Below are 20,922 nucleotides of genomic sequence, written 5' to 3'. Positions count from 1 at the left end.
ATATAAGAGAGGAGTTTACGGATTGGCCTATATTTTACCAATGTGGTTGTACCGTTTTTATGCAAAAAGACAGTCCCGACCAATAGGAAGGGTCTGTTTTTTTGCCGCCCGATATTGGTTTTCAGGTTATTTTTATGGGTTGTGAACGGAAATCCCTTAGATTGAGAAAAAAACCTCTATTCTCTGTCATACCACAACGAAATAAACTCCATAAAAGAGAGCATCCCATTTGAGCCAATGTAGAATTGATAAACAAATCCTGTTTCTCCAACGCTTCAGCCAAAGAACAACTTGGTGTGTCGTCTATAGCTTCGGACTCTTGGAGCAGTTCACCAAATTCTTCGGTAACAAATGGCAGGCTTGCCACCGTTTCGTACTTCTCGGACTTGGGTTGTTTTATGGCTCCGATAGTGGATAAGAGAACCTGTCCAGTATGCTGGCTGTTTCCAAAATCCAGCCAATATTTTGGTTCATCTCTGTGGTGTCTGCGGTCGTTTTGTAGGTTCAAAATATCCGCAATTTCAAAACGAGCCTGTACACTATCCACACAGGAAACATAAATAGTTGCTTCTGAGTTACTGGGCAATCTTCCCAAACTGTCTTTTTCAAATTTCACGGTTTCCGCTTTCCAATTCGTTCCCATAAAACGGTTTGCACGGTTTACAAGGGCAACGGATTTGTACAATCCTGTTTCACATTCTGCAAACCGCTGTCTGCCCAAATTGGCACTCGTTACAATATCATCATCCCAAAGACTAACAGATAATCCTGCATGTCCCAATTCAATTAGGCTGTGGTCGATTTCCATTAAGGCGGTTAATACTTTTGAGCCTGTACCACCCGCACCGATTAGGTTTACGGTAATGGGGTTTGTCGGACTTATTAGGTAATTGTCTGTAAAATGTATTTTTGTTTTCTCGTTATTCATCACAGTAGATTTTTAAGTGTTTTGTTATTCTTTTTCAATACTTCTTTAGGAAAGGGTTTTCTTGTTTGGATAAGGTCTTTCCAAAGATTTACGCAATTGCCTTTTATCGGACTGCGGTTACCCAATAAGTGGCTGAAATAGCTGTTGAAAAAGTAGTTTTCCCAAGCGGTAGTAAATTCTTCTATTGAAGCGGAATTTTTGATGTCTATGTTTACCGTTCCCATGCAAACTTTTCCGTCTTCGTAGATGTTGAAAAAAGGGGAGAAGTACAAGAGCGTTTTCTCTGTTGGTCTTCTGTCGCTTGTCAATGCAAATACCGAAAGACTGTTTTTATTGGCATACCAAATCATTGGTGGTACAAACGCCATACCGCTCGGAATGACCAAACCGCTTACAAAATACAGTTGACGCCTTTGTGATTTTGTGTACCACAATACTGCACCTTTATCGGTATTGATATGCAAAATGTTGGTCGGCAAAATCCCATTGGATTTTAAAAAGCCTTTGTCCTTGTCCTTTTCAATCTGCAATGCCTTTGCCAGTGCCTTTGCTTCCCGCTCGGTCAATGGATGAGCATTAATAGGATAGCCGTTTTTGTCCATATCAAAATGCTCCACATATACATCGTTATCAGCTGTTTTGGCTTCATAGAAAACCAAAGCGGATTTTGGGTGGTATAATGTTCCAAAACTCGTGGTTATATCTTTTGTGTTTTTCATTTTCTTGTCGTTTCATAATTATACAATAGACTGCACATATCGTCCAATAGGGCAAATAATCTGTTCTCAAAATCAAGACTCGTATTCATTATGTCTTTGCCGTTAAAGTATTTACAAATCGTTGGTTCTTCCATTCCTCCATACTCGTTAAATTCGCTGTTGATGCTGTCGATAATGCTCTCGTACAGCCATCCTTTAGTTTGGGATATAAAGGAAATATACTTTTTCATACCAATGGTTTCGTTTTCATCCGCTTCGTTTTCAGGGTCATCCTTTATTGGTGCGTTTCGGAAAATGCTTTCCTGTGGGTATTGGGTGTATAAAGCAAAGGCTTTGCAAGCCACCTGCCGACAATCGTGGTCGAAGGTATCACGGCTCGTAAAAGAATTTAATCGTTGTTCAAATACCTGAAGATTGATACGGTTAAAAATCTTTTGTTCTATACAATCCCCAATCAATTCCGCTTTGCTAAATTCCTGTTTGTACGTTTCTGCTTGGTCTGTTTCATCGTCCTGCTCTAACCAATCTTTTTGCATTTCGTACATCCAGTACAGATAGCTTTCTTCCTGTCTGAAATAGGGAATGTCTGCAATATGGTACAGGTAAGAGCAAACGGAAATAAGCAGTTGGGCATTCCTTTTGCGCTTGGGGTCGTGTAACATTTGATACAACGGTTCAATCGGGATATAATACAGGGTTGTGCCTGTGCTGTATTTTTCCTCGCTGATAAAGTAGGTTTGCTTACTGTCCTGTACCAGACGTATTTCCTTCCAATTTAAAACACGCTGTTTTAGCTTTTCCTCCATGTCCCATATAGCCAATACCATATTGTAGGGATAGTCAAATTGGCTGGTCTGCATCGGCTTTATCTTGTAATGCTCTGCAAGTTGGAAAAGGGATTTATAAAAATCCTTTTCCGTTTTTGCTATTTTCTTACAAGCCTGTACCATTTTAGTTTCTTTGAGTTTAGGCAAGAAAGAAGTTTTTAGAAAACCATTGGCAACATTTGCGTTGGTACTGATTTGCGTTTGTCTTTCTGAATCTCGTTTGCATCTTTTGGTTTTTGCATCCAATGTGCAAACTCGCTGAGTTGTTGGTACAACTGCCTTTGTCTTTTTTGTTCGGGTGGGCTGATTGTTCCCGATATAATGTGTTTGTGCATAATTCATCGCTTTTAAATTTAGGTTTAACCTTTAGTACCCATTACACTTTCAAATCGATATTCGATTGCATCGTCCCTGATGGCGGGTGCAGATATTTTGGCAGTAGTCAAAATGGGGTAAGTATTGGCATAAAAATTCAATACCGCTTCCACGCTCCAACGTGGTTCAGGGTCGGTCAGTCTGATGTCCTGTCCCTTATCTTTGAGTACAAACACTCGTTCCAATTGTGTTGCTAATAACATGATTTCTGAATTTAGTGGTTATACATTCTGTTGCTGTTCCGTTCCAAAAAGACTTGGGGCGGAAAACTTGTCGGACAGTTCCGTTTTGCGTCTGCGTATCTCGTCAGCCTTTTCGGGGAACTCCGTTATTTCGGGTACTTTCATCCACGCATCACGGAATTTACCTGCTGCCTCCAATTCTTCCGCCTTTGTCATGCCGTCTTTAAACTTCTTGTCTTTGGTTTCCTGTTCTTTCTTCTGCCTGTCGACTTTTTCTTTCTCCATTGCAGACTGCTTTTTGGCTTCTTCCAATTGCTTCATAAATCCTTCCATATCGACCATTAAGCCCGATGCGGTCTGTATAGGCGTGGTTATCTTCTCAAAAAAACCGTTGTCAAGTTCTTCTGCTGTTCCCCGAAGATTAAGGGGCGGTATGATATTCTTTGCGTTATCTCCGCATTGTTCGTTTTGGAGCATAACCGATACAATAAGGTTGTTTTCTGCTCCCTTTGCTATGGTCAGGTGTAAATCTCCTTGCATGTCCATCTTTGCTATCTGATTGAAAAAATTTGTGTTCATCGTGCTAAAAATTTAATTGTCCATTTTATTTAATGGTTTAACCTCATAAAGTTTTTAAAGGCTACCACCATTTAAGGCAGTAGCCCTATGGTTATCTAATTAAGGTTTAAGATTTCTGCTCCCTCTGTTGCAAAAGAGGTACAGAGTTCAAAAGCCTTTTGGGACTTTAGCTGTGCCGTACCGCCCATTACAATACTCTGTAGTTTGGCTTCATTATCTTTGTAACTGCGCACATTCTGATAGTAGCCCGTCACGGCATTATACGCCCCAAACAATGTGCCTTTAGTGGTGTTCATTTGCTGTGTATCGCTTACCATTGCATAGGCAAAAGCATCTTCTACGGTATTTTTGCACAAAGTAGAAACTTCATCTTCAGCACCTTTTCTGAGTAAATCGAAAGTCTCTTTATTCGGGCAAAGTGCCAATTGGATTAGCTTTCTCACTTCTTGGTCTGTAACCTTAACTTTTGCCCATTGGTTGAATATGCCTTCTAACTGAGTACTTAGCTTATTTGCCAATCCCATAACCTTGTGAGCATCATCCAAACGTTGTTTTGCTCCCGAAGTATGTTTGATGCGCACCACGTTACTCATATTACGGAGCGAAGCGTTAAGGGTGTTTTGGCATACGATGCGGATAGGGGTAAAAGCGGCTGTGATACTACCGCTACCATCATGTGAAGTGGTTAAGAAAATGTACTTTTCCATTACATCGTCGCCATTGCCTACTCGGATATAGTCGGGCAGTTTTGCTGTGATAAATATGCGTTCGCCGTTGCCCAAAGCTCCTGCAGTTTCATACAAAATTCCCTCTTCACCGCCTACAATTTCATCAAAGAAGTTGAATGCTTCACGGTTTTGTACAATGTGATAGTCTTTGCCCACAACACCTAATACTGCATTGTTATCAGTACGGATGTTGGCAAAATAATTGGGTACTTCCAATTCGCTGTTGCCTATCTCAATACCGTTTGTGGTTTCGATAATGCTCGAACCTTTGGTATATAAAGGTGTTTTGATGACTTCGTAGTCTAATCCTGCGTGTTTGATAGCTTCTTCGCTTGTTGGATATTGCTCCACGATTTGTCCTAAGCTGTGCCATGCTTTTTCTTTTACGCTAAAGAATGAATAACGTCCTGTGTTGCTGTTGAAATTGATATTATGTGCCATGATAAAATGATTTAAAAAGTTGAAAAATTGTTTAATTACACGGTACTAAAATGGGAGATCGTCCTCTTTCTTGCTATTGTTGGTTTCTGTAGTAGCTTGTGCCGTTTCTGATTTTTTGACACCTAAGTGTAGTTTGATTTGTGAGGTATTGAAATTCAGCCCTGCATGTGTTTCTCCGTCATTGCCTGTCCATGCTCTTGCACTTATCCTGCCTGTTAGTTCCACAAGAGAACCTTTAGTGAGTATATTCGCAACCTTTGAGCTAATCCAGTAAGCACAATCAAAGTAAGTTGTCTGCTCTATACGTTCGCCCACTTTATTTCGGTAGCTGTCGTTGGTTGCTACTGAAAAGTTTACTACCTGTTTGCTGTTTGATAATGTGCGTACCTCTGCATCTTTTGTTACTCTTCCGATGATGTTCATAATTTCTACTTTTTTTAATTAATTAATTTTTTTGAAATTTTATTTATTCGGCAATGAGAGGTGGTGCTGTTTTGTTTCATCATTACCATTTCTACTATTTTATTTCTCATTGTTGACATTTTTTTTATTCGTTTAAAGAGCCGGAGTATGCTATGTTTTGTTTCATGAGCAAAAAAAGGTTAGTGTTTAGCCATAGCAGGGCTTTGACAAAAAATACAACCCGTATGGGTGGAGATTTTTTATCAAATCCGAAGGACCAGGCCTTGCTATTGCGTTAAGAACACGTAGTACCTTTGCTCCTGAAATAAGACAGAAGCATATTGGTTTTTGAATAAAAAAAATGAAGGGGAAGCAATGGTGATTGTATTATACAAGTGCAAATAAGATTAAAATAATGCATCTGCTTTAACGGGAAAGGGAGTTAAATTTAATAGAAGCAAACCAGCTTTTTGTTTTTTTTGAAGAATACTAAGTATAGGATAATAATTAAAAATAAATAGATTGCTAAGAGCATTCTGTAAGATAATGTAGTTTTAATTGGTGGTACTAACCAACTAACATAATGATAAAAACAGGAAGAAATGATCAATGTACGCTTGTATCCGCGCTGATCGGTCAGTAAATAAGAGACACTACAAAAGTTAAGATACAGAATCCGGGTTTTGTCATCCACCAGAATATCAAGGGTCAGATTACCTATTGGAGTGGTTGCCGAAATGATTGCGTACACAGTGAGAACAACTCGATAGAGGAATCCCATGTGGAATCGTTCTGGAGTTTCTTAGAAAGCAACCTATGGAAGATTACCGTTAAAGATGATAGAGCTACGCTGGTAAATAGGTTTTACAGGCATTATACTTTTTGGTATACATCTACAAATACTGATGTTTTGCCGTTAATAAGAGAGATTAAACATGCTATTGAAAAAATGGCGATGCTCGATTTCTTGGGTGCTATATTTATAGGTGCAACAAATTTTTAAATTATTAACTATAGGTCTGAGCAACGAATCATATAAAACTCACTTAACATTGCTCACTCCATCCAACAGTTTTTGGATATCGTCATAGCGGTAGTACATTAAACCACCTATCTTATTGTAAGGAAGTGTGCCATTGATTCTTAGATTCTGTAGGGTACCTGCCGAGATGCCTAACAATTTACGTACCTCAAAGCTTTTTAGCCATACTCGCATTTCCTGAGTTGGTTTGCGCGGATACAATTGGCATCTGCGAATTTCCTCTAAAAGCTCTTTTTTGAATCTCTCAAGGTCATCTTTTGTAATCAGATCTACATTCATCTTTCCCATTTTTAAATTAAATACCCTCTAGCTAGTTTTACTTTTGGCTGTTTTCCATTTGTCAGTAACAAAGTAAGGGCACTATATTATTATAAAATTAAATTGTGTAGCTTTGTCTGACTTTGGCTTCTTTTTTCATGTTAAATACAAGTAATATGAAGTAAAAAAACGATAATGATTCGGTTCATTTCAAAGTTCTCTCGAAAAAGGCGGTTGTTATCTACCGCCTTTAAATATTAAATTTATCTTTTTTTTTTGCCTTTATACTTTAGCTGATATTCGCTGTTTAAGATTTCGCATATCCTCACTGAGTTTTTGCTCCACAACCTTTGCGTAGATCTGTGTTGTCCGAATACTGGTATGGCCCAGCATCTTTGATACGCTTTCTATAGGTACACCATTACTAAGGGTAACAGTAGTTGCAAAGGTATGACGGGCGATATGAAAGGTCAGCAACTTGGTTATTCCGCATAGGTCAGCAATCTCCTTCAGGTAACCGTTCGTCCTTTGGTTGGAAATTACGGGGAAGACTGTACCCATATTTAATGCTCTTGGATCATCACGATATTTTTCTATTAGCTCAGTTGCTTGAGGTAATAACGGTATACGTACACCTGTATCTGTCTTTGCTCTGCTCGTGAATATCCAAAGTCCTCCATCTATACCTGTAGTAATATTGTTCGGTCTTAGTTCAGCGAGATCAATATAAGAAAGCCCTGTATAGCAGCTGAACAGGAACATATCACGAACATGCCTCAGTCGTTCTATAGTAAAATGTTTGTTCGCCAATGCTGTAAGCTCTTTACTGTTCAATGATTCTCGTTCTACTTTGTCAAAATGCTTCTTAAAACTAGCGAAGGGATCTTTAGTCAGCCAATCTAACTTAACAGACATATTTATCATTTTGCGTAGCCTTTCAATATGCTTCATGATGCCGTTATTGTTAAGTGGCTTTTGGTGGTCTTTGGGAACATAATTAAAAAGGTAACGTTCAAAGTCCAAAATAAATTTATAAGTAAGTTGTGAAAGGACTATATCATTCCTATAGTATTTTTCTCTGAGGAATTTTATGAGATACCGCTGCGTTGTATAGTAGTTCTTCATAGTTCCTGCAGCCAATTTAATTTTCTGCTGCTCATTATGATATTCTATCAGCGATACTAATGTTGGAGCCAAGTGGTCCGTGCCCAATACTTTATCACGGATTGCAGGGCCGTCTATCACAGCATCACTAAGTATCATCTGCTGATACGTATTTATGATCTTGGCCTTGAACTGGTTTAGGAACATGTTGAGTTCGATAGTTTCCTTACGGTTTCCCTTCGCCATACCTTTTCTTTCATCCCATTCATTTGCGTTCACCGATCGCTTTATAGAAATCTCGGTTCGCTTTCCGTTTACAGTAACTCTGGCGCAGATTGGCGCCTTGCCTTGCATGGAGGTTTTTTGTGTCTTTAGGTAAAATAGTACCCCAAATGTTGTAGTAGCTGCTTTCATATCTCAAAAAATTTAATGTTTCAGATCATTTGCACATTAAATGGGTCCCAATAGTGCTGGTTTTTAAGATGAAAACGCGCACTTTTCAGGAACCATCAAATGTTAAAATTTGATAGCAATTGACTGATAATTAAATAATTAAATTAATTTCTGGGACCTAAAGGTAAAAAAAGAAAAGGGGTAGCCGAATAGGTCCCATTTTCTTTGATATAACTTGAACATTTTGTAGTTGAATAAATAGAAAAACCCCTTAAATCATACGATTTAAGGGGTTTTGACTGCCTTTAAGAGGCGTTATTGTCGGGGTGGCAGGATTCGAACCTGCGGCCTCCTGCTCCCAAAGCAGGCGCGATAACCGAGCTACGCTACACCCCGTAATTCGAGTGCAAATATAAGTTTTTATTCTGCTTTTCAAAGCCATTTTTAAAAATAAATAAAATTTATTTCTGCATTGTTTTTTAGGATTTATTTGGTTGTGAATTTTTTATAATAAAGAGTACATTTGTATTTCAAAAAACAAAAAGATGTCAAATACAATAGAAAAAATCAAATGCCTTATTATAGGTTCTGGTCCAGCGGGTTATACTGCGGCCATATATGCTGCAAGAGCCAACATGAATCCAATTTTGTATCAAGGAATGCAACCTGGTGGTCAATTGACTACAACTAATGAAGTAGAAAATTGGCCAGGGAATCCAGAAGGAATCACAGGTCCCGAAATGATGGTGCAGTTACAAGAGCAATCAAAACGATTTGGAACTGATGTTCGAGATGGTTGGGCTACCAAAGTAGATTTCTCAGGCGATATTCACAAAGTTTGGATCAACGATAGTATCGAATTGCATTGCGAAACAGTAATTATTTCTACTGGAGCTTCGGCAAAATATTTAAATATTCCATCGGAACAACATTATTTAAAAATGGGTGGAGGGGTTTCTGCATGTGCAGTATGTGACGGATTCTTTTATAGAAATCAAGAAGTGGTAATCGTTGGAGCAGGTGACTCAGCTTGTGAAGAGGCACATTATTTATCTAAATTATGTTCTAAAGTAACCATGCTTGTTCGAAGTGAAAAATTTAGAGCTTCCAAGATTATGGAGGAACGCGTTCGTAAAACCGAAAATATTACCATTTTGATGAATCACGATACTGTTGATGTATTGGGTGACGAGCAAGTGGTAACCGGGGTAAAAGCTAAAAATAAAACAACTGGTGATGTGTTTGATATTCCAGCAACAGGATTCTTTGTTGCGATCGGACACCAACCCAATACAGAAATTTTCAAAGATTTCTTGACACTAGACGAAACGGGGTATATTATTAATACACCAGGGACTTCAAAAACAAATGTAAGTGGTGTCTTTGTAGCGGGTGACGCTGCTGATCATGTATACCGTCAGGCAATTACAGCTGCAGGAACTGGCTGTATGGCTGCTCTTGATGCCGAAAGATATTTGGCTTCTAAAGAGTAATTTTTCTACTTTTATAAAAATGAAAAAGTCCCAATTTTTTTAAGTTGGGACTTTTTTTATGAAATAATGAAACTAAGCGTTTTGTATTTTTGGTGTATTCTTATAATAGGTTAATCCTCATTATATTTTAGACTAAAAACTGTTTTACTTTACTTTTTTAATTAATTGTGCTTCAACCAGAAATTTACGGACTTCAATTTTTGGTGTTCCAAGCAAGTTAATTTTTGAACTGTCTGTAGCATCAATTATTAATGTAGTATCGGCCATAATATTGCAAACTGAATTGCTTTCTGTGGTTACATCTGCATTTTTTATGGTGAAATTAAATCCATTGAAAACCGAGTTGTTGTCTTGTCGGATAATTGAATTGATTGCATCTCCTTCTATTGTTGCAATAGTTTTTTGGTACATATCAAACGCCAAATCTTTTGTAGAAATAAGTGCTTTAAGTTGCGCATTTTTACTCAGTTGAATTTTGGATTTTTCCGATTTTAAATTCAGTTCAATTTTAGTTTTATCATCTGCTATTAAACCAAAGTTTTTCGAATTGACATTCAGATATAGTTTGGCAAAATCCAAAGAACTAAAAGTAATATCATCAAGCTGTACAGCTTCTAAGGCATTTATAATAGAAGCATTTTTGGCTACAACCGATTTTAAATCATTGGTGTATTTTATGTGTAAAATCATTTTTTTAAATACACTAGCTTCTTTAGAAGTGTATATTCTAAGTGTTTTTTCTTTTAGATCAAAAGAAATATTTTCATGCAAATTATCGTCTGCTTCTATTTTTATTTCGTTTTTTGAGCCTTTTTCCAAGAAAACTGTCAGGTTGTCTTCAATTTCTAATGCTGTAAATTCACCAATTTCTTTCGGTTTCTCAACAACTATTTTGGAGCCTTTTATGCGTTCTTTATTCTGACCTATTGTAAATGTTGTTGCTAATAGGAAAAATACAAGTAAGTGTTGATATTTCATTTTATAATTTAAATTTGGGTTGGTGCAAATATAAAAAAATCACCCACTTTTGATGGATGATTTTTGAAATATTTAATATCTAAATTGCTTAATCCTGATGAATGCTCCCGCCAGAATGTTCTTCTTTTTGAATTGTTTTTGGGGTACTGTCAAAATTAATGTTTCCACCACTAGATGCCTCTGCTTTTAAACTGATTATTGGGTGCGTTTGAACTGACCCGCCACTCGATACGTCAGCTACCACTTCATTTGCTAGTAGTTTACTAGCGTCTGTTACGCCTCCACTTGATGCATTAGTTTCTAAACGGATAGCTTTTCCATTGATAGTTTGTGAACTTCCGCTACTTGCTTCACTTTGAATAGATTCAAATTCTGCTGCTACATTTATGGATGCAGCACTCGAAGAGGATATGCTGAGGTTGTCTCCTTTTAGAGTGTTATTGCTATTTATAGTTGATGCAGACGAAGCTTCTAGTCCTTCAATAATTGGCATTTTTACTATTACCTTTTTAGACTCTACATTAATAAAATTGCTGTATTTACAAGAGATAATTAATACCCCATTTTCTACTTTTGTTGTAATTTCTTTTTGTAAATTATCATCAGCTTCTACTATAATCTCTGTTTTGTCCGATTGTTGAATAACCAAATCAATAGCATTGTTTACCTGAACGCTTTTAAATTCGCCAACAACAGTTCTTTTTTCTTTAGTTACTTTTCCACTTCCTGTAATAGAATTCAAATTAGTACAGGATCCAAAAAGTAAAGCTACAATTGTAACAATTATAAACTGGGTGATTAATGTGATGATTTTTATCATGACTATTCGGTTTTAATAATTATACCATCTTTGTTAATTTTCAATTCTTTGAATTTTTTATTAGTTTTTACAGTCGAATCAGTTTCAACCGTAACTCCATCTTCATTAATAGTGACATTTGTTTCGTTGTCATTATTGTCAACATCATTGTATTCATTTTCATCGGCCGGACAATTCATACATTTTGCTTTCGTGGCTTCAACTTTATAAACATAATCATCTGAGCTATAGTGTAAGTTAAAAAACTCATCATCAGATCTGTCGTAATTTTCAACGCTTGAATCGGTTTTGAAAACTACTCCTTCAGGTAAGTAAAGAGTGATTTCAACTTCTTGATCTCTGAATTTGTTTTTCAAATCAGTAATCAAATAATTGTCTAGAATCAATTGATTGCCCACAATTTTATATCCATATTTTATGGCGTTAGCTCTGTTTTTAGCTTCAGACAATGATTTTCCTTTTGCTTCTTTCTCAATTTTTAGATAAGCATATTTTTCATCCGACTTTTCGATTTTAAAGCTTACTTCATTCGAATAAATAATGTCATTTTTTAAAGAATCTTGAGTAATTATAAACTCATCTCTGTCATCTACATCTTTTGCAAAATAATCATTGTGTTTGAATTTAATCATAAGCGTGTCAGTTGGTTTCAAATTGATGGTTTCTTTTTGAACCGATCTTCCATTTACTGCAAATGCTGTGGCTTGTTTAACTCCAATAGATATTGCCAATGAAACTGCAATTAACCAAAGTGCCAACAAGGTATATTTTACTATATTCCCAATGGATTGCATATTTGGAGCCAACAATTTGAAACCTAATAGCGTCATGAAAAAGAACGGAATCCCAACGGCAAAGAACATTATAAGTCCAAAAACCCAAACAGGATAATCAGTAAAGTTCCCCGCCTCAACAAAACTTTGCCATGGAAAATCCATAGAAACACTAGTTCCCAATGTAAAAACTCCTACTAGCAACATAACAAGAACGGCTAATCCTGACATAATTAATACCACTCCCAAGAATTTTGCAAAAATTTTAAAAACGGTCATGATAAAATCGCTAAAGCTATTTCCCAATTTCTCGGCGCCTGTTTTTACTTGATTTCCAAATTTGTCGTAATCTGCATTTTTTATTTTTTCAGAAACGTTTTCAAATTCTTCACGTACTTTTTTTTCGATATTCGAAATGGTAACAGGTTCACCAGTCATTTCCAATTTTTCAGACGTTGTAAGGGCTTCTGGCATCACAATCCAAAGTATGATATAAGCCAAAACTCCAGTTCCCCATGCAAAAATTAGTATTAAAAGAAAAATGCGTAACCATACTTTATCAATTCCAAAATAGTGTCCTAATCCGGCCAATACACCTCCAACCATTCCGTTTTCTTTGTCACGATATAATTTTTTGGTACCGCTTGGAGTAGCATAATTGTTAAAACTTGAATTTGTTCCAGCTTCTTCTTCTATGATGTAATCTTCAGGTTGACCCATTACAGTGATCACTTCGTCAACTTCTCTAAGAGTAACTACATGTTTTTCTGTTTTTTGTTTATCAGTCAATAATTCAGAAACTCTCATTTCTATATCCTTGATAATCTCTTCTTGTCCAGATGATTTCGACAGCGAACGTTTTATAGCATCAAAATATCGAGTTAATTTTTGGTATGCATCTTCGTCAATATGGAAGAACATTCCACCTAGATTTATATTTACAGTTTTGTTCATGACTATAGTTTTTGGTTGGTTATTAAGTTTACGGCATCCGACAATTCTGTCCAAGTACCATCTAGTTCTTTTAAAAATGTTTGTCCTATTTCGGTGAGCCCGTAGTATTTTCTAGGGGGTCCCGATGTGGATTCTTCCCAACGATAGTTGAGTAATCCGTCGTTTTTTAATCTAGTCAATAGCGGGTAAATGGTTCCCTCTACGACTAATAATTTAGCGTTTTTCAAAGTGTCTAATATTTCTGAGGTATATGCATCTTTTTCTTTTAATACAGATAAGATGCAAAACTCGAGAACACCTTTACGCATCTGGGCTTTTGTGTTTTCAATGTTCATAATTCTTTGATTTAATTGGAGTTGATTTGTTGATTAAACTATTCATTTTTTGATTGATTAATATAATGATGATTTGGGCGTGACCCCGTCGAGAAAAGGGGCTTACGTATTGCGCCGCTCATTCAGCCCCTTATCTCGACAGGGTCGGGCTATCCATGCTACTTCGGTAGCTTATTTCTATCCCTCACGCGATTCACGTAAATCGAGGTATTTAGAATGTATAAGAACTTTTATTAATTACAAATTACTTTATGAAAGAGATGGTCAAAGGATAGTTGTATTCCTCACCGTTAGAGGCTTTCACAGCAGCATAAATTACCAAAAAGAATTCGGCTATTTTTATGCAGGCAAATCCAAAAAGAGCCAAAGCTCCCACCGTCAAAATTCCGATGCTGTTGCCATAATCAAAATTTTCAAAAACAATGTCATTATTGTTAATCAAATCATTGAAAGAGACATTTTTCAAAACCGTATACAAAAATACCGGAATAGCGATCATTGCCAAGACTAAGGAATAAATTAAAATACTCAATTGAAAATTCAAAGCTTGTTTACCATTATGATCCACAAATTTTGATTGGTCTTTCTTTGAAGTCCAAATGATTATTGGAAAAATATAATTCCCAAACGGAATAAAATATTGACTAAAGGTGCTCAAGTGTGTAAGAGCGGCTGTGTTTCTTTCGGTTGATGTTTCCATGTTTTGATTTTTTTTGATTGATGATTGAAATGACGCTAAATGATTTACCTAGTAATTTCTTATGCAAATATATGTCTAAAGGAGAGTATCTTGTATCGCATAGTAGTGTATATTAACATTTAATTAACAAAAAAACACTAATTTGAAAGAAATTATCCTTTAATTATGTATGTATGCTTTGATTGTTGATTAGTGTTTCTTTGCTTTTGAAAATGGATATCTTAATTAGTCTATAAATAGATTTCTATTATTTGGATAATTCTAGACTGTTTTTGATTGTAGTTTGAGTGTATGAAATCGCCATGACAAATTTTGTCGCAATTGAAAATCATCGAATTCCAAAATAAAATAGTAACGAATGAGATAAACACCAATGAAGATCTGGCAATACGATATTCCAACAAAAACAATAGTATCTGAATATGAAATACAAGTATTAGCGTTAATTTTCATTTTTTTATATGTACGCATAGTATTTTTTGTATTTTAGCAAAAAAATCCAAAAATGAAATTAACGGTATCAAAACTAAATCGATTTATATTTTTTAAATTACCATCGGCATTTATATGTGGAATTCGTGTAAAACACATTGATAGTGATAAATGTATTGTTGCGGTAAAGCACAGATGGATCAATCAAAATCCGTTTAATTCTATGTATTTTGCTGTTCAAGCAATGGCTGCAGAGATGACTACAGGAGCAATGGTAATCGATAAAATTCAAAATAGCGGAAAAAAAATATCGATGTTAGTGGCCAATAATAAATCCAATTTTTCTAAAAAAGCAACTGGACGTATCACTTTTGTTTGTCAAGATGGACATTTAATCGAAGAAGCAATTCAAAAAACGATTGCCAATGGTGAAGGTCAGACATTCTGGATGAAATCTATTGGTACCAATGAACAAGGTATTCAAGTATCAGAAATGGATTTTGAATGGAGTGTTCGTTTAAAATAGATTCTTTGATTTTGAAAATAAAAAAAAGCTTCGTTTTGAAAACGAAGCTTTTTTTAATATAAGGCAATGATGAATTAATAATTATATAGAAAACAACCTTAAATTTCTTTTTACGAGTTGTATTCTTAGGGGGTGAATAAAAATCATTTACAAATATATACAATACTACAACGTAATAGTCTTAAATTTTTATTAAAATTTTTAAAATTTTTAGGGCTCTATGTTAGTGTTAATTGTTTGAAATAGAAAATAGAGGAAAAAAAATGTGACAATTTGGCAATTTTTAAGTTTTGGCAGTACTTTTGCAATCCATAGTAAAGAATGAAAAAAGATGTTTAAGAATTTTTTTAAAAATAAAAGTAATATGACAACAGAAAATACAGAATTCGATCAAGAAATAGATGATGTGACATTAGAAAATAATGCAAATGGAGAACAACTAATTGTTGAAGAATTAAGTGTTGAAGAACAATTAACTCATGACTTAGCGAAAGAAAAAGATAAGTTCTTAAGGTTGTTTGCTGAATTTGAAAATTACAAAAGACGTACTACAAAAGAAAGAATCGAGCTTTTTAAAACAGCAAACCAAGAGGTATTATTAGCTATGCTTCCTGTTCTTGATGATTTTGATAGAGCAATAGTTGAAATCAATAAGTCAGATGATGAGTTGTTGACAAAAGGAGTAGAGTTAATTCACGAAAAATTAAAAAGCACATTAGTTTCTAAAGGTTTAGAGCAAGTTGATGTAAAAGCTGGAGATGCATTTGATGCCGATTTTGCTGAAGCTATTACTCAAATCCCAGCTGCATCTGATGCTATGAAAGGAAAAATTGTTGACATTCTTGAAAAAGGATACAAATTGGGTGATAGAATTATTCGTTTTCCAAAAGTGGTAATAGGGAATTAAAATTAATAAAATTATAAATTCAAAACTCCTATTCGTTTTAATTGGAATTTGGAATTTAAAAATTTGGAATTTACTTTATTTATGAAAAAAGATTTTTACGAAATATTAGGCATTTCAAAAAATGCAGATGCTGCCGAAATTAAAAAAGCATATAGAAAAAGTGCTTTGCAACACCACCCTGACAAGAATCCTGGCGACAAATCGGCAGAAGAAAAGTTTAAATTGGCTGCAGAAGCGTATGAAGTGTTAAGTGATCCTGCCAAAAGAGCAAAATACGATCAATACGGTCATCAAGCATTTGATGGTTCTGGTGGATTTGGCGGAGGCGGTCACGGCGGTATGAATATGGATGATATCTTTAGTCAATTTGGAGATATTTTCGGAAGTGGTTTTGGAGGTTTTGGCGGTGGCGGTGGCGGAGGCCCTCGTCGTGTTAAGGGAAGTAATTTGCGTATAAAAGTAAAATTGACTCTTGAAGAAATTGCCAACGGCGTTGAGAAAAAAGTAAAAGTTAAACGTAAAATACAAGCTCAAGGCGTATCATACAAAACTTGCTCTACCTGTAACGGACAAGGGCAAGTAATGAGAGTTACCAATACAATTCTGGGTAGAATGCAATCTGCATCAACTTGTCCTACTTGTGGAGGTTCTGGTCAGATTTTGGACAAAAAACCAAATAATGCCGATTCTCAAGGAATGGTAGTAGAAGACGAAACGGTTTCTATAAAAATTCCTGCAGGTGTTGTTGATGGTATGCAACTTAAAGTTTCTAGTAAAGGAAATGATGCGCCAGGAAACAGTGTTCCAGGAGATTTAATAGTTGTTATTGAAGAAATTGAACACGAATTCTTGAAACGTGAAGGCGAAAACCTGCATTACGATTTATACATCAGTTTTGCCGAAGCTGTTCTGGGTATCTCAAAAGATATCGACGCTGTAAATGGTAAAGTGCGTATAAAACTAGAAGAAGGAATTCAATCTGGAAAAATCCTAAGACTTAAAGGAAAAGGAATTCCTGGTATCAATGGTTATGGCAGCGGAGATTTATTAGTGCATGTAAATGTTTGGACTCCTAAGACATTAAACAAAGAACAAAAACAGTTTTTTGAAAATGCTTTAACAGACGATAATTTTATTCCAAACCCTGAAAAATCAGATAAATCATTTTTTGAGAAAGTAAAAGATATGTTTTCTTAAATTTTGAAATAAAATAAATTCTAAAACCCATCCTTAATCTTATTTAGGATGGGTTTTTTGTAGCATTATTATTTATTACAACCACTAATTTATTTACTTTTACACCAATTAAAAAAACAGCATGAGTAACATACTTGAAGTGAACAAAGTCGTAAAGCGATATGGTGATTATGTAGCGTTAAACGAAGTTTCTTTAACCGTTCCCAAAGGAAGTATTTACGGACTTCTGGGTCCAAATGGAGCCGGTAAGACTTCACTAATCCGAATCATCAACCAGATTACTATGCCGGATAGTGGCGATGTTATACTAGATGGTGAAAAATTACAACCCAAACACATTCAATACATAGGGTATCTTCCAGAAGAAAGAGGATTGTATAGTTCTATGAAAGTAGGGGAACAATGTTTGTATTTGGCGCAAATGAAAGGGTTGTCCAAAGCCGAAGCCAAAAAACAACTGGAATATTGGTTTGATCGTTTGGGAATTCAAGGTTGGTGGAACAAGAAAGTACAAGAATTATCAAAAGGGATGGCGCAAAAGATACAGTTTGTAGTTTGCGTATTGCACAAACCCAAATTATTAATTTTTGACGAACCTTTTTCCGGATTCGATCCTGTAAATGCCAACATAATTAAGGATGAGATTCTTGCTTTGAGAGAAGATGGTGCCACAATTATTTTCTCAACCCACAGAATGGAGAGTGTAGAGGAATTATGCGATCATATAGCATTAATTCACAAGTCAAATAAATTGATCGAAGGAAAATTGCTTGATGTCAAAAGACAATTCAAGACCAATAGTTTCGAAGTCGGAATTCTATCGGATAATGTCGAAGGTTTAATGTTTGATATTACCCAAAAATTCAAAATGGGGCAAGCAAATTTCAAATCCATTAATGACGAAATAAAATTAGAAATTCAACTCGGAAATTCAACCCCAAATGAATTATTGCATGTCCTTACACAACGCGGTCAAGTAACTCATTTTGTTGAAAAAATACCAAGTGTTAACGATATTTTTATTCAAACAGTAACAGAATAGACTACTTAGACTTTTAGATTTTTAGACTTCTTAGATTATATTAGTCTAGAAATCTAAAAGTCTAACGAAATCCTAATAATCTAATTAAGTCTAAGTAGTCTAATTAAGTCTATTAATCTAAAAAGTCTAATAATCTAGTAATCTATATATGAGTATAATTTCATTAATCATAAAAAGAGAATTTATTGCCAAAGTTCGCAATAAGTCTTTTATTGTAATGACTTTTTTAAGTCCCTTGTTGTTTGTTGGAATAGCAGGTTTTGTAGGGTATTTAAGTGCTATGAAAGCCGACACAAAACGTATTGCAATTCACGATGAATCGGGGTTATTTGTCAATGAGTTTGTAGCTCAGAATTCCAAAAAATCAGAGTTTAAATACTTGGATTTGTCCACTATTGATCTGCAGTTTTTAAAAGATAGTATCTCCAACGAAAGTTTTGAAGGATTGCTTTATATCCCAAAAACGAAAACAAATAAAGATTTAGAAAATAAAATTCAATTCATATCCAATAGTAGCCCTAGTATTGTTTTTATAGAAAAAACACAAAATTTAATTGCTGATAAATTAACAAAAGAGAATCTAGAAAAAGCACATCTGGACACTTTGGCTATAAAAAAAGCTGAATCGGAGGTTAATATCAGTTTGTCAAAAGCGTCTGGAGAACAAAGTATCAAAGGATTAAACGAAATTAAGATAGCAATTGGTGGTGCTTTTGGATATTTAATCATGATGTTTATCATTATATATGGAAATATGGTAATGCGCTCTGTGATTGAAGAAAAAACCAATCGCATTGTGGAGATTATTATTTCTTCGGTAAAACCTTATCAGTTGATGATGGGGAAAATAATTGGTACTTCGTTGGCTGGATTATTACAGTTTATCATTTGGGCCATTATAGGTTTGTCTTTAATGTTTGCGGCTTCGGCGTTTTTCGGTGTCAATGTTGGTCCTACTGCTCGAGTATCTCCAGAATTAATAGATGCTGGCCAACAGGAATTTTCGGGAACGGCTCAATTGTACATCAAGGAGATTTGGAATTTGCCTATAGCGAGTATATTGATTAGTTTTATAGTATATTTTATAGGAGGGTATTTTTTATACAGTTCGTTTTATGCTGCCATTGGTGCGGCTGTTGACAACCAAACAGATTCGCAACAATTTCTTTTGCCTATTATTATGCCATTAATGTTGAGTGTCTACATTGGATTCTTTACTGTAATCAATGATCCTCATGGAACCATTGCAGTTGTTTTTTCGATGATACCATTGACTTCTCCAATTGTAATGTTGATGCGTATTCCTTTTGGCGTGCCATGGTGGCAAATTTTAATTTCAGTATCTTTGTTGTTTGCTACATTTTTTGGTGTAGTTTGGTTTGCTGCCAAGATTTACCGAGTAGGTATTTTGATGTATGGAAAAAAACCAACTTGGAAAGAATTGTATAAATGGTTAAAATATTAGAGGATTGTTCTGAAAATTAAATTAAAAAGCCAAAATTAAACTGCTATTTATGTCAAAAATTTTAATCATTGAAGACGAAGAACCAATCAGGAGAGTACTTGCACGTATTCTAACTGAAGAAAATGAGTCTTATCAAGTTGAAGTTGCCGAAGACGGAGTAATCGGACTTGATAAGATAAAAAGTAATGAATATGATTTGATTTTATGTGATATAAAAATGCCAAGAATGGATGGCGTAGAACTTTTGGAAGCAGTCAAAAAAATAGATTCTGAAATTCCGATTGTGATGATTTCTGGGCATGGAGATATGGAAACAGCAATTAATACCATGCGATTAGGCGCTTTTGATTACATTTCGAAACCACCCGATTTAAACCGATTGTTGAACACGGTTCGAAATGCTCTAGACAAAAAAAAACTTGTTGTTGAGAATAAAATACTGAAGAAAAGAGTCAGTAAAAAATACGATATTATAGGAGATAGTGAACCTATTAATCATGTAAAAATCATGATAGAAAAAGTAGCTAGAACAGATGCTAGAGTTTTGATTACAGGACCAAATGGCACAGGTAAGGAGTTAGTAGCGCATCAGTTACACGAAAAAAGTGATCGGGCAAATGCACCGATGATAGAAGTCAATTGTGCAGCAATCCCAGCAGAATTAATAGAAAGTGAATTGTTTGGACATGTAAAAGGAGCATTTACATCTGCTGTAAAAGATCGTTCTGGAAAATTTGACGCAGCAAACAAAGGAACCATTTTTTTGGATGAAATTGGCGACATGAGTTTGTCTGCGCAAGCCAAAGTATTGCGCGCTTTACAAGAAAATGTTATTTCACGTGTAGGAGCTGACACTGATATTAAAATAGATGTCCGGGTTATTGCCGCAACAAACAAAAATTTAAAAACAGAAATTGCCGAAGGTCGTTTCCGTGAAGATTTGTATCATAGATTGGCTGTCATTTTGATAAATGTTCCTTCTTTGAATGAAAGAAGAAATGATATTCCTGCATTGATTGAATATTTTACAAATAAAATTGCTGATGAGCAAGGAAATACGGTGAAGCATTTTTCCAAAGAAGCAGTAGGCTTATTACAAGAATACGATTGGACTGGGAATATAAGAGAATTAAGAAATGTAGTGGAACGTTTGATAATCCTGGGAGGAAACGAGATTTCTGAAAGTGATGTCAAGATTTTTGCGAGTAAATAAAAACAACGAAAGTATCTAAATAATATAGAAATCTAAAAAATAAAATAAGTGAAGCCTTTTAAAGTGAATTTTTTTGCTTTTTTCAATTTTTTGCTTTTTTAAATTAATA

The 20,922-nt window shown here is 35.2% G+C and carries 22 protein-coding genes and 1 tRNA gene; 7 read left to right on the top strand and 16 right to left on the bottom strand.

The window, feature by feature from the left end:
• Positions 1-121 precede the first annotated feature (121 nt).
• From AC8GF4_RS12360 to AC8GF4_RS12310, 11 genes are all read right to left on the bottom strand, one after another.
• Complete coding sequence (locus AC8GF4_RS12360; RefSeq protein ID WP_506595032.1) at positions 122-928, bottom strand: PRTRC system ThiF family protein; 807 nt, start codon at positions 926-928, stop codon at positions 122-124.
• Positions 928-1,647 carry a PRTRC system protein B gene (locus AC8GF4_RS12355; RefSeq protein ID WP_506595030.1) on the bottom strand — a complete coding sequence of 240 codons (720 nt, stop codon included), beginning with the start codon at positions 1,645-1,647 and terminating at the stop codon, positions 928-930. The genes AC8GF4_RS12360 and AC8GF4_RS12355 overlap by 1 nt, the downstream gene beginning before the upstream one ends.
• Entirely contained in the window at positions 1,644-2,621 is a 978-nt protein-coding gene (locus tag AC8GF4_RS12350; protein ID WP_506595029.1) for a hypothetical protein, read from the bottom strand. The genes AC8GF4_RS12355 and AC8GF4_RS12350 overlap by 4 nt, the downstream gene beginning before the upstream one ends.
• Before the next feature lie 11 nt (positions 2,622-2,632).
• Positions 2,633-2,809, bottom strand: coding sequence for a hypothetical protein (locus AC8GF4_RS12345; protein ID WP_506595027.1), 177 nt, complete (start codon positions 2,807-2,809; stop codon positions 2,633-2,635).
• A 24-nt stretch (positions 2,810-2,833) separates the two neighbouring features.
• Positions 2,834-3,052, bottom strand: coding sequence for a PRTRC system protein C (locus AC8GF4_RS12340; RefSeq protein WP_506595025.1), 219 nt, complete (start codon positions 3,050-3,052; stop codon positions 2,834-2,836).
• A gap of 18 nt (positions 3,053-3,070) precedes the next feature.
• Positions 3,071-3,610, bottom strand: coding sequence for a PRTRC system protein E (locus AC8GF4_RS12335; RefSeq protein WP_506595024.1), 540 nt, complete (start codon positions 3,608-3,610; stop codon positions 3,071-3,073).
• Positions 3,611-3,705: 95 nt separating this feature from the next.
• Entirely contained in the window at positions 3,706-4,779 is a 1,074-nt protein-coding gene (locus tag AC8GF4_RS12330; RefSeq protein WP_506595023.1) for a DUF932 domain-containing protein, read from the bottom strand.
• A 45-nt stretch (positions 4,780-4,824) separates the two neighbouring features.
• Entirely contained in the window at positions 4,825-5,202 is a 378-nt protein-coding gene (locus tag AC8GF4_RS12325; RefSeq protein ID WP_506595021.1) for a single-stranded DNA-binding protein, read from the bottom strand.
• Positions 5,203-6,223: 1,021 nt separating this feature from the next.
• Positions 6,224-6,502 (bottom strand): helix-turn-helix domain-containing protein, encoded by a 279-nt coding sequence (locus AC8GF4_RS12320; protein WP_506595019.1) that lies wholly within the window; start codon positions 6,500-6,502, stop codon positions 6,224-6,226.
• A gap of 261 nt (positions 6,503-6,763) precedes the next feature.
• A complete protein-coding gene (locus AC8GF4_RS12315) occupies positions 6,764-7,999 on the bottom strand; it encodes a site-specific integrase (RefSeq protein WP_506595017.1) in 1,236 nt (411 codons plus the stop codon).
• Positions 8,000-8,299: 300 nt separating this feature from the next.
• A tRNA-Pro gene (locus tag AC8GF4_RS12310) sits at positions 8,300-8,374 on the bottom strand.
• 149 nt (positions 8,375-8,523) lie between these two features.
• On the opposite strand from AC8GF4_RS12310, the gene trxB reads away from it, so the two are divergent.
• Positions 8,524-9,471: a thioredoxin-disulfide reductase gene (gene trxB / locus AC8GF4_RS12305; protein ID WP_506595016.1), complete on the top strand. Its 948-nt coding sequence runs from the start codon at positions 8,524-8,526 to the stop codon at positions 9,469-9,471.
• A 144-nt stretch (positions 9,472-9,615) separates the two neighbouring features.
• Here trxB and AC8GF4_RS12300 read toward each other — a convergent pair whose 3' ends face one another.
• From AC8GF4_RS12300 to AC8GF4_RS12280, 5 genes are all read right to left on the bottom strand, one after another.
• Positions 9,616-10,449: a GIN domain-containing protein gene (locus tag AC8GF4_RS12300; RefSeq protein ID WP_506595014.1), complete on the bottom strand. Its 834-nt coding sequence runs from the start codon at positions 10,447-10,449 to the stop codon at positions 9,616-9,618.
• Positions 10,450-10,537: 88 nt separating this feature from the next.
• A complete protein-coding gene (locus tag AC8GF4_RS12295) occupies positions 10,538-11,269 on the bottom strand; it encodes a head GIN domain-containing protein (protein ID WP_506595013.1) in 732 nt (243 codons plus the stop codon).
• Positions 11,270-11,271: 2 nt separating this feature from the next.
• Positions 11,272-12,996 carry a PspC domain-containing protein gene (locus AC8GF4_RS12290; RefSeq protein ID WP_506595011.1) on the bottom strand — a complete coding sequence of 575 codons (1,725 nt, stop codon included), beginning with the start codon at positions 12,994-12,996 and terminating at the stop codon, positions 11,272-11,274.
• A gap of 2 nt (positions 12,997-12,998) precedes the next feature.
• Entirely contained in the window at positions 12,999-13,331 is a 333-nt protein-coding gene (locus AC8GF4_RS12285; protein ID WP_269222076.1) for a PadR family transcriptional regulator, read from the bottom strand.
• Between the two features lie 244 nt (positions 13,332-13,575).
• Complete coding sequence (locus tag AC8GF4_RS12280) at positions 13,576-14,031, bottom strand: DUF4870 domain-containing protein (protein WP_506595010.1); 456 nt, start codon at positions 14,029-14,031, stop codon at positions 13,576-13,578.
• 505 nt (positions 14,032-14,536) lie between these two features.
• On the opposite strand from AC8GF4_RS12280, the gene AC8GF4_RS12275 reads away from it, so the two are divergent.
• From AC8GF4_RS12275 to AC8GF4_RS12250, 6 genes are all read left to right on the top strand, one after another.
• Positions 14,537-14,989 carry a DUF4442 domain-containing protein gene (locus AC8GF4_RS12275; protein ID WP_506595009.1) on the top strand — a complete coding sequence of 151 codons (453 nt, stop codon included), beginning with the start codon at positions 14,537-14,539 and terminating at the stop codon, positions 14,987-14,989.
• A 331-nt stretch (positions 14,990-15,320) separates the two neighbouring features.
• Entirely contained in the window at positions 15,321-15,896 is a 576-nt protein-coding gene (locus AC8GF4_RS12270; protein WP_506595008.1) for a nucleotide exchange factor GrpE, read from the top strand.
• Positions 15,897-15,977: 81 nt separating this feature from the next.
• A complete protein-coding gene (dnaJ, locus tag AC8GF4_RS12265) occupies positions 15,978-17,093 on the top strand; it encodes a molecular chaperone DnaJ (protein ID WP_506595006.1) in 1,116 nt (371 codons plus the stop codon).
• Between the two features lie 121 nt (positions 17,094-17,214).
• Complete coding sequence (locus tag AC8GF4_RS12260) at positions 17,215-18,135, top strand: ABC transporter ATP-binding protein (RefSeq protein WP_506595005.1); 921 nt, start codon at positions 17,215-17,217, stop codon at positions 18,133-18,135.
• Between the two features lie 148 nt (positions 18,136-18,283).
• A complete protein-coding gene (locus AC8GF4_RS12255) occupies positions 18,284-19,600 on the top strand; it encodes an ABC transporter permease (RefSeq protein ID WP_506595004.1) in 1,317 nt (438 codons plus the stop codon).
• Positions 19,601-19,649: 49 nt separating this feature from the next.
• The gene (locus AC8GF4_RS12250) at positions 19,650-20,813 is read left to right on the top strand and encodes a sigma-54-dependent transcriptional regulator (RefSeq protein ID WP_506595002.1); all 1,164 of its coding nucleotides are present in this window, start codon (positions 19,650-19,652) and stop codon (positions 20,811-20,813) included.
• Positions 20,814-20,922: the final 109 nt, after the last annotated feature.

Source organism: Flavobacterium rarum (SeqCode) (genome assembly GCF_965234445.1).
Lineage (GTDB): Bacteria > Bacteroidota > Bacteroidia > Flavobacteriales > Flavobacteriaceae > Flavobacterium > Flavobacterium rarum.
The sequence above is the reverse complement of the archived record's forward strand: the minus strand, read 5'-3'. Positions and strand labels throughout refer to the sequence as shown.

Excerpts from the sequence above, each read along its gene's own strand:
- AC8GF4_RS12325 (WP_506595021.1), bottom strand. The coding sequence starts at position 5,202 with ATGAACATCATCGGAAGAGTAACAAAAGATGCAGAGGTACGCACATTA.
- AC8GF4_RS12340 (WP_506595025.1), bottom strand. The coding sequence starts at position 3,052 with ATGTTATTAGCAACACAATTGGAACGAGTGTTTGTACTCAAAGATAAG.
- AC8GF4_RS12330 (WP_506595023.1), bottom strand. The coding sequence starts at position 4,779 with ATGGCACATAATATCAATTTCAACAGCAACACAGGACGTTATTCATTC.
- AC8GF4_RS12315 (WP_506595017.1), bottom strand. The coding sequence starts at position 7,999 with ATGAAAGCAGCTACTACAACATTTGGGGTACTATTTTACCTAAAGACA.
- AC8GF4_RS12255 (WP_506595004.1), top strand. The coding sequence starts at position 18,284 with ATGAGTATAATTTCATTAATCATAAAAAGAGAATTTATTGCCAAAGTT.
- dnaJ (WP_506595006.1), top strand. The coding sequence starts at position 15,978 with ATGAAAAAAGATTTTTACGAAATATTAGGCATTTCAAAAAATGCAGAT.
- trxB (WP_506595016.1), top strand. The coding sequence starts at position 8,524 with ATGTCAAATACAATAGAAAAAATCAAATGCCTTATTATAGGTTCTGGT.
- AC8GF4_RS12270 (WP_506595008.1), top strand. The coding sequence starts at position 15,321 with ATGTTTAAGAATTTTTTTAAAAATAAAAGTAATATGACAACAGAAAAT.
- AC8GF4_RS12355 (WP_506595030.1), bottom strand. The coding sequence starts at position 1,647 with ATGAAAAACACAAAAGATATAACCACGAGTTTTGGAACATTATACCAC.
- AC8GF4_RS12285 (WP_269222076.1), bottom strand. The coding sequence starts at position 13,331 with ATGAACATTGAAAACACAAAAGCCCAGATGCGTAAAGGTGTTCTCGAG.
- AC8GF4_RS12275 (WP_506595009.1), top strand. The coding sequence starts at position 14,537 with ATGAAATTAACGGTATCAAAACTAAATCGATTTATATTTTTTAAATTA.
- AC8GF4_RS12280 (WP_506595010.1), bottom strand. The coding sequence starts at position 14,031 with ATGGAAACATCAACCGAAAGAAACACAGCCGCTCTTACACACTTGAGC.
- AC8GF4_RS12250 (WP_506595002.1), top strand. The coding sequence starts at position 19,650 with ATGTCAAAAATTTTAATCATTGAAGACGAAGAACCAATCAGGAGAGTA.
- AC8GF4_RS12295 (WP_506595013.1), bottom strand. The coding sequence starts at position 11,269 with ATGATAAAAATCATCACATTAATCACCCAGTTTATAATTGTTACAATT.
- AC8GF4_RS12290 (WP_506595011.1), bottom strand. The coding sequence starts at position 12,996 with ATGAACAAAACTGTAAATATAAATCTAGGTGGAATGTTCTTCCATATT.
- AC8GF4_RS12335 (WP_506595024.1), bottom strand. The coding sequence starts at position 3,610 with ATGAACACAAATTTTTTCAATCAGATAGCAAAGATGGACATGCAAGGA.
- AC8GF4_RS12360 (WP_506595032.1), bottom strand. The coding sequence starts at position 928 with ATGAATAACGAGAAAACAAAAATACATTTTACAGACAATTACCTAATA.
- AC8GF4_RS12345 (WP_506595027.1), bottom strand. The coding sequence starts at position 2,809 with ATGCACAAACACATTATATCGGGAACAATCAGCCCACCCGAACAAAAA.
- AC8GF4_RS12300 (WP_506595014.1), bottom strand. The coding sequence starts at position 10,449 with ATGAAATATCAACACTTACTTGTATTTTTCCTATTAGCAACAACATTT.
- AC8GF4_RS12260 (WP_506595005.1), top strand. The coding sequence starts at position 17,215 with ATGAGTAACATACTTGAAGTGAACAAAGTCGTAAAGCGATATGGTGAT.
- AC8GF4_RS12320 (WP_506595019.1), bottom strand. The coding sequence starts at position 6,502 with ATGAATGTAGATCTGATTACAAAAGATGACCTTGAGAGATTCAAAAAA.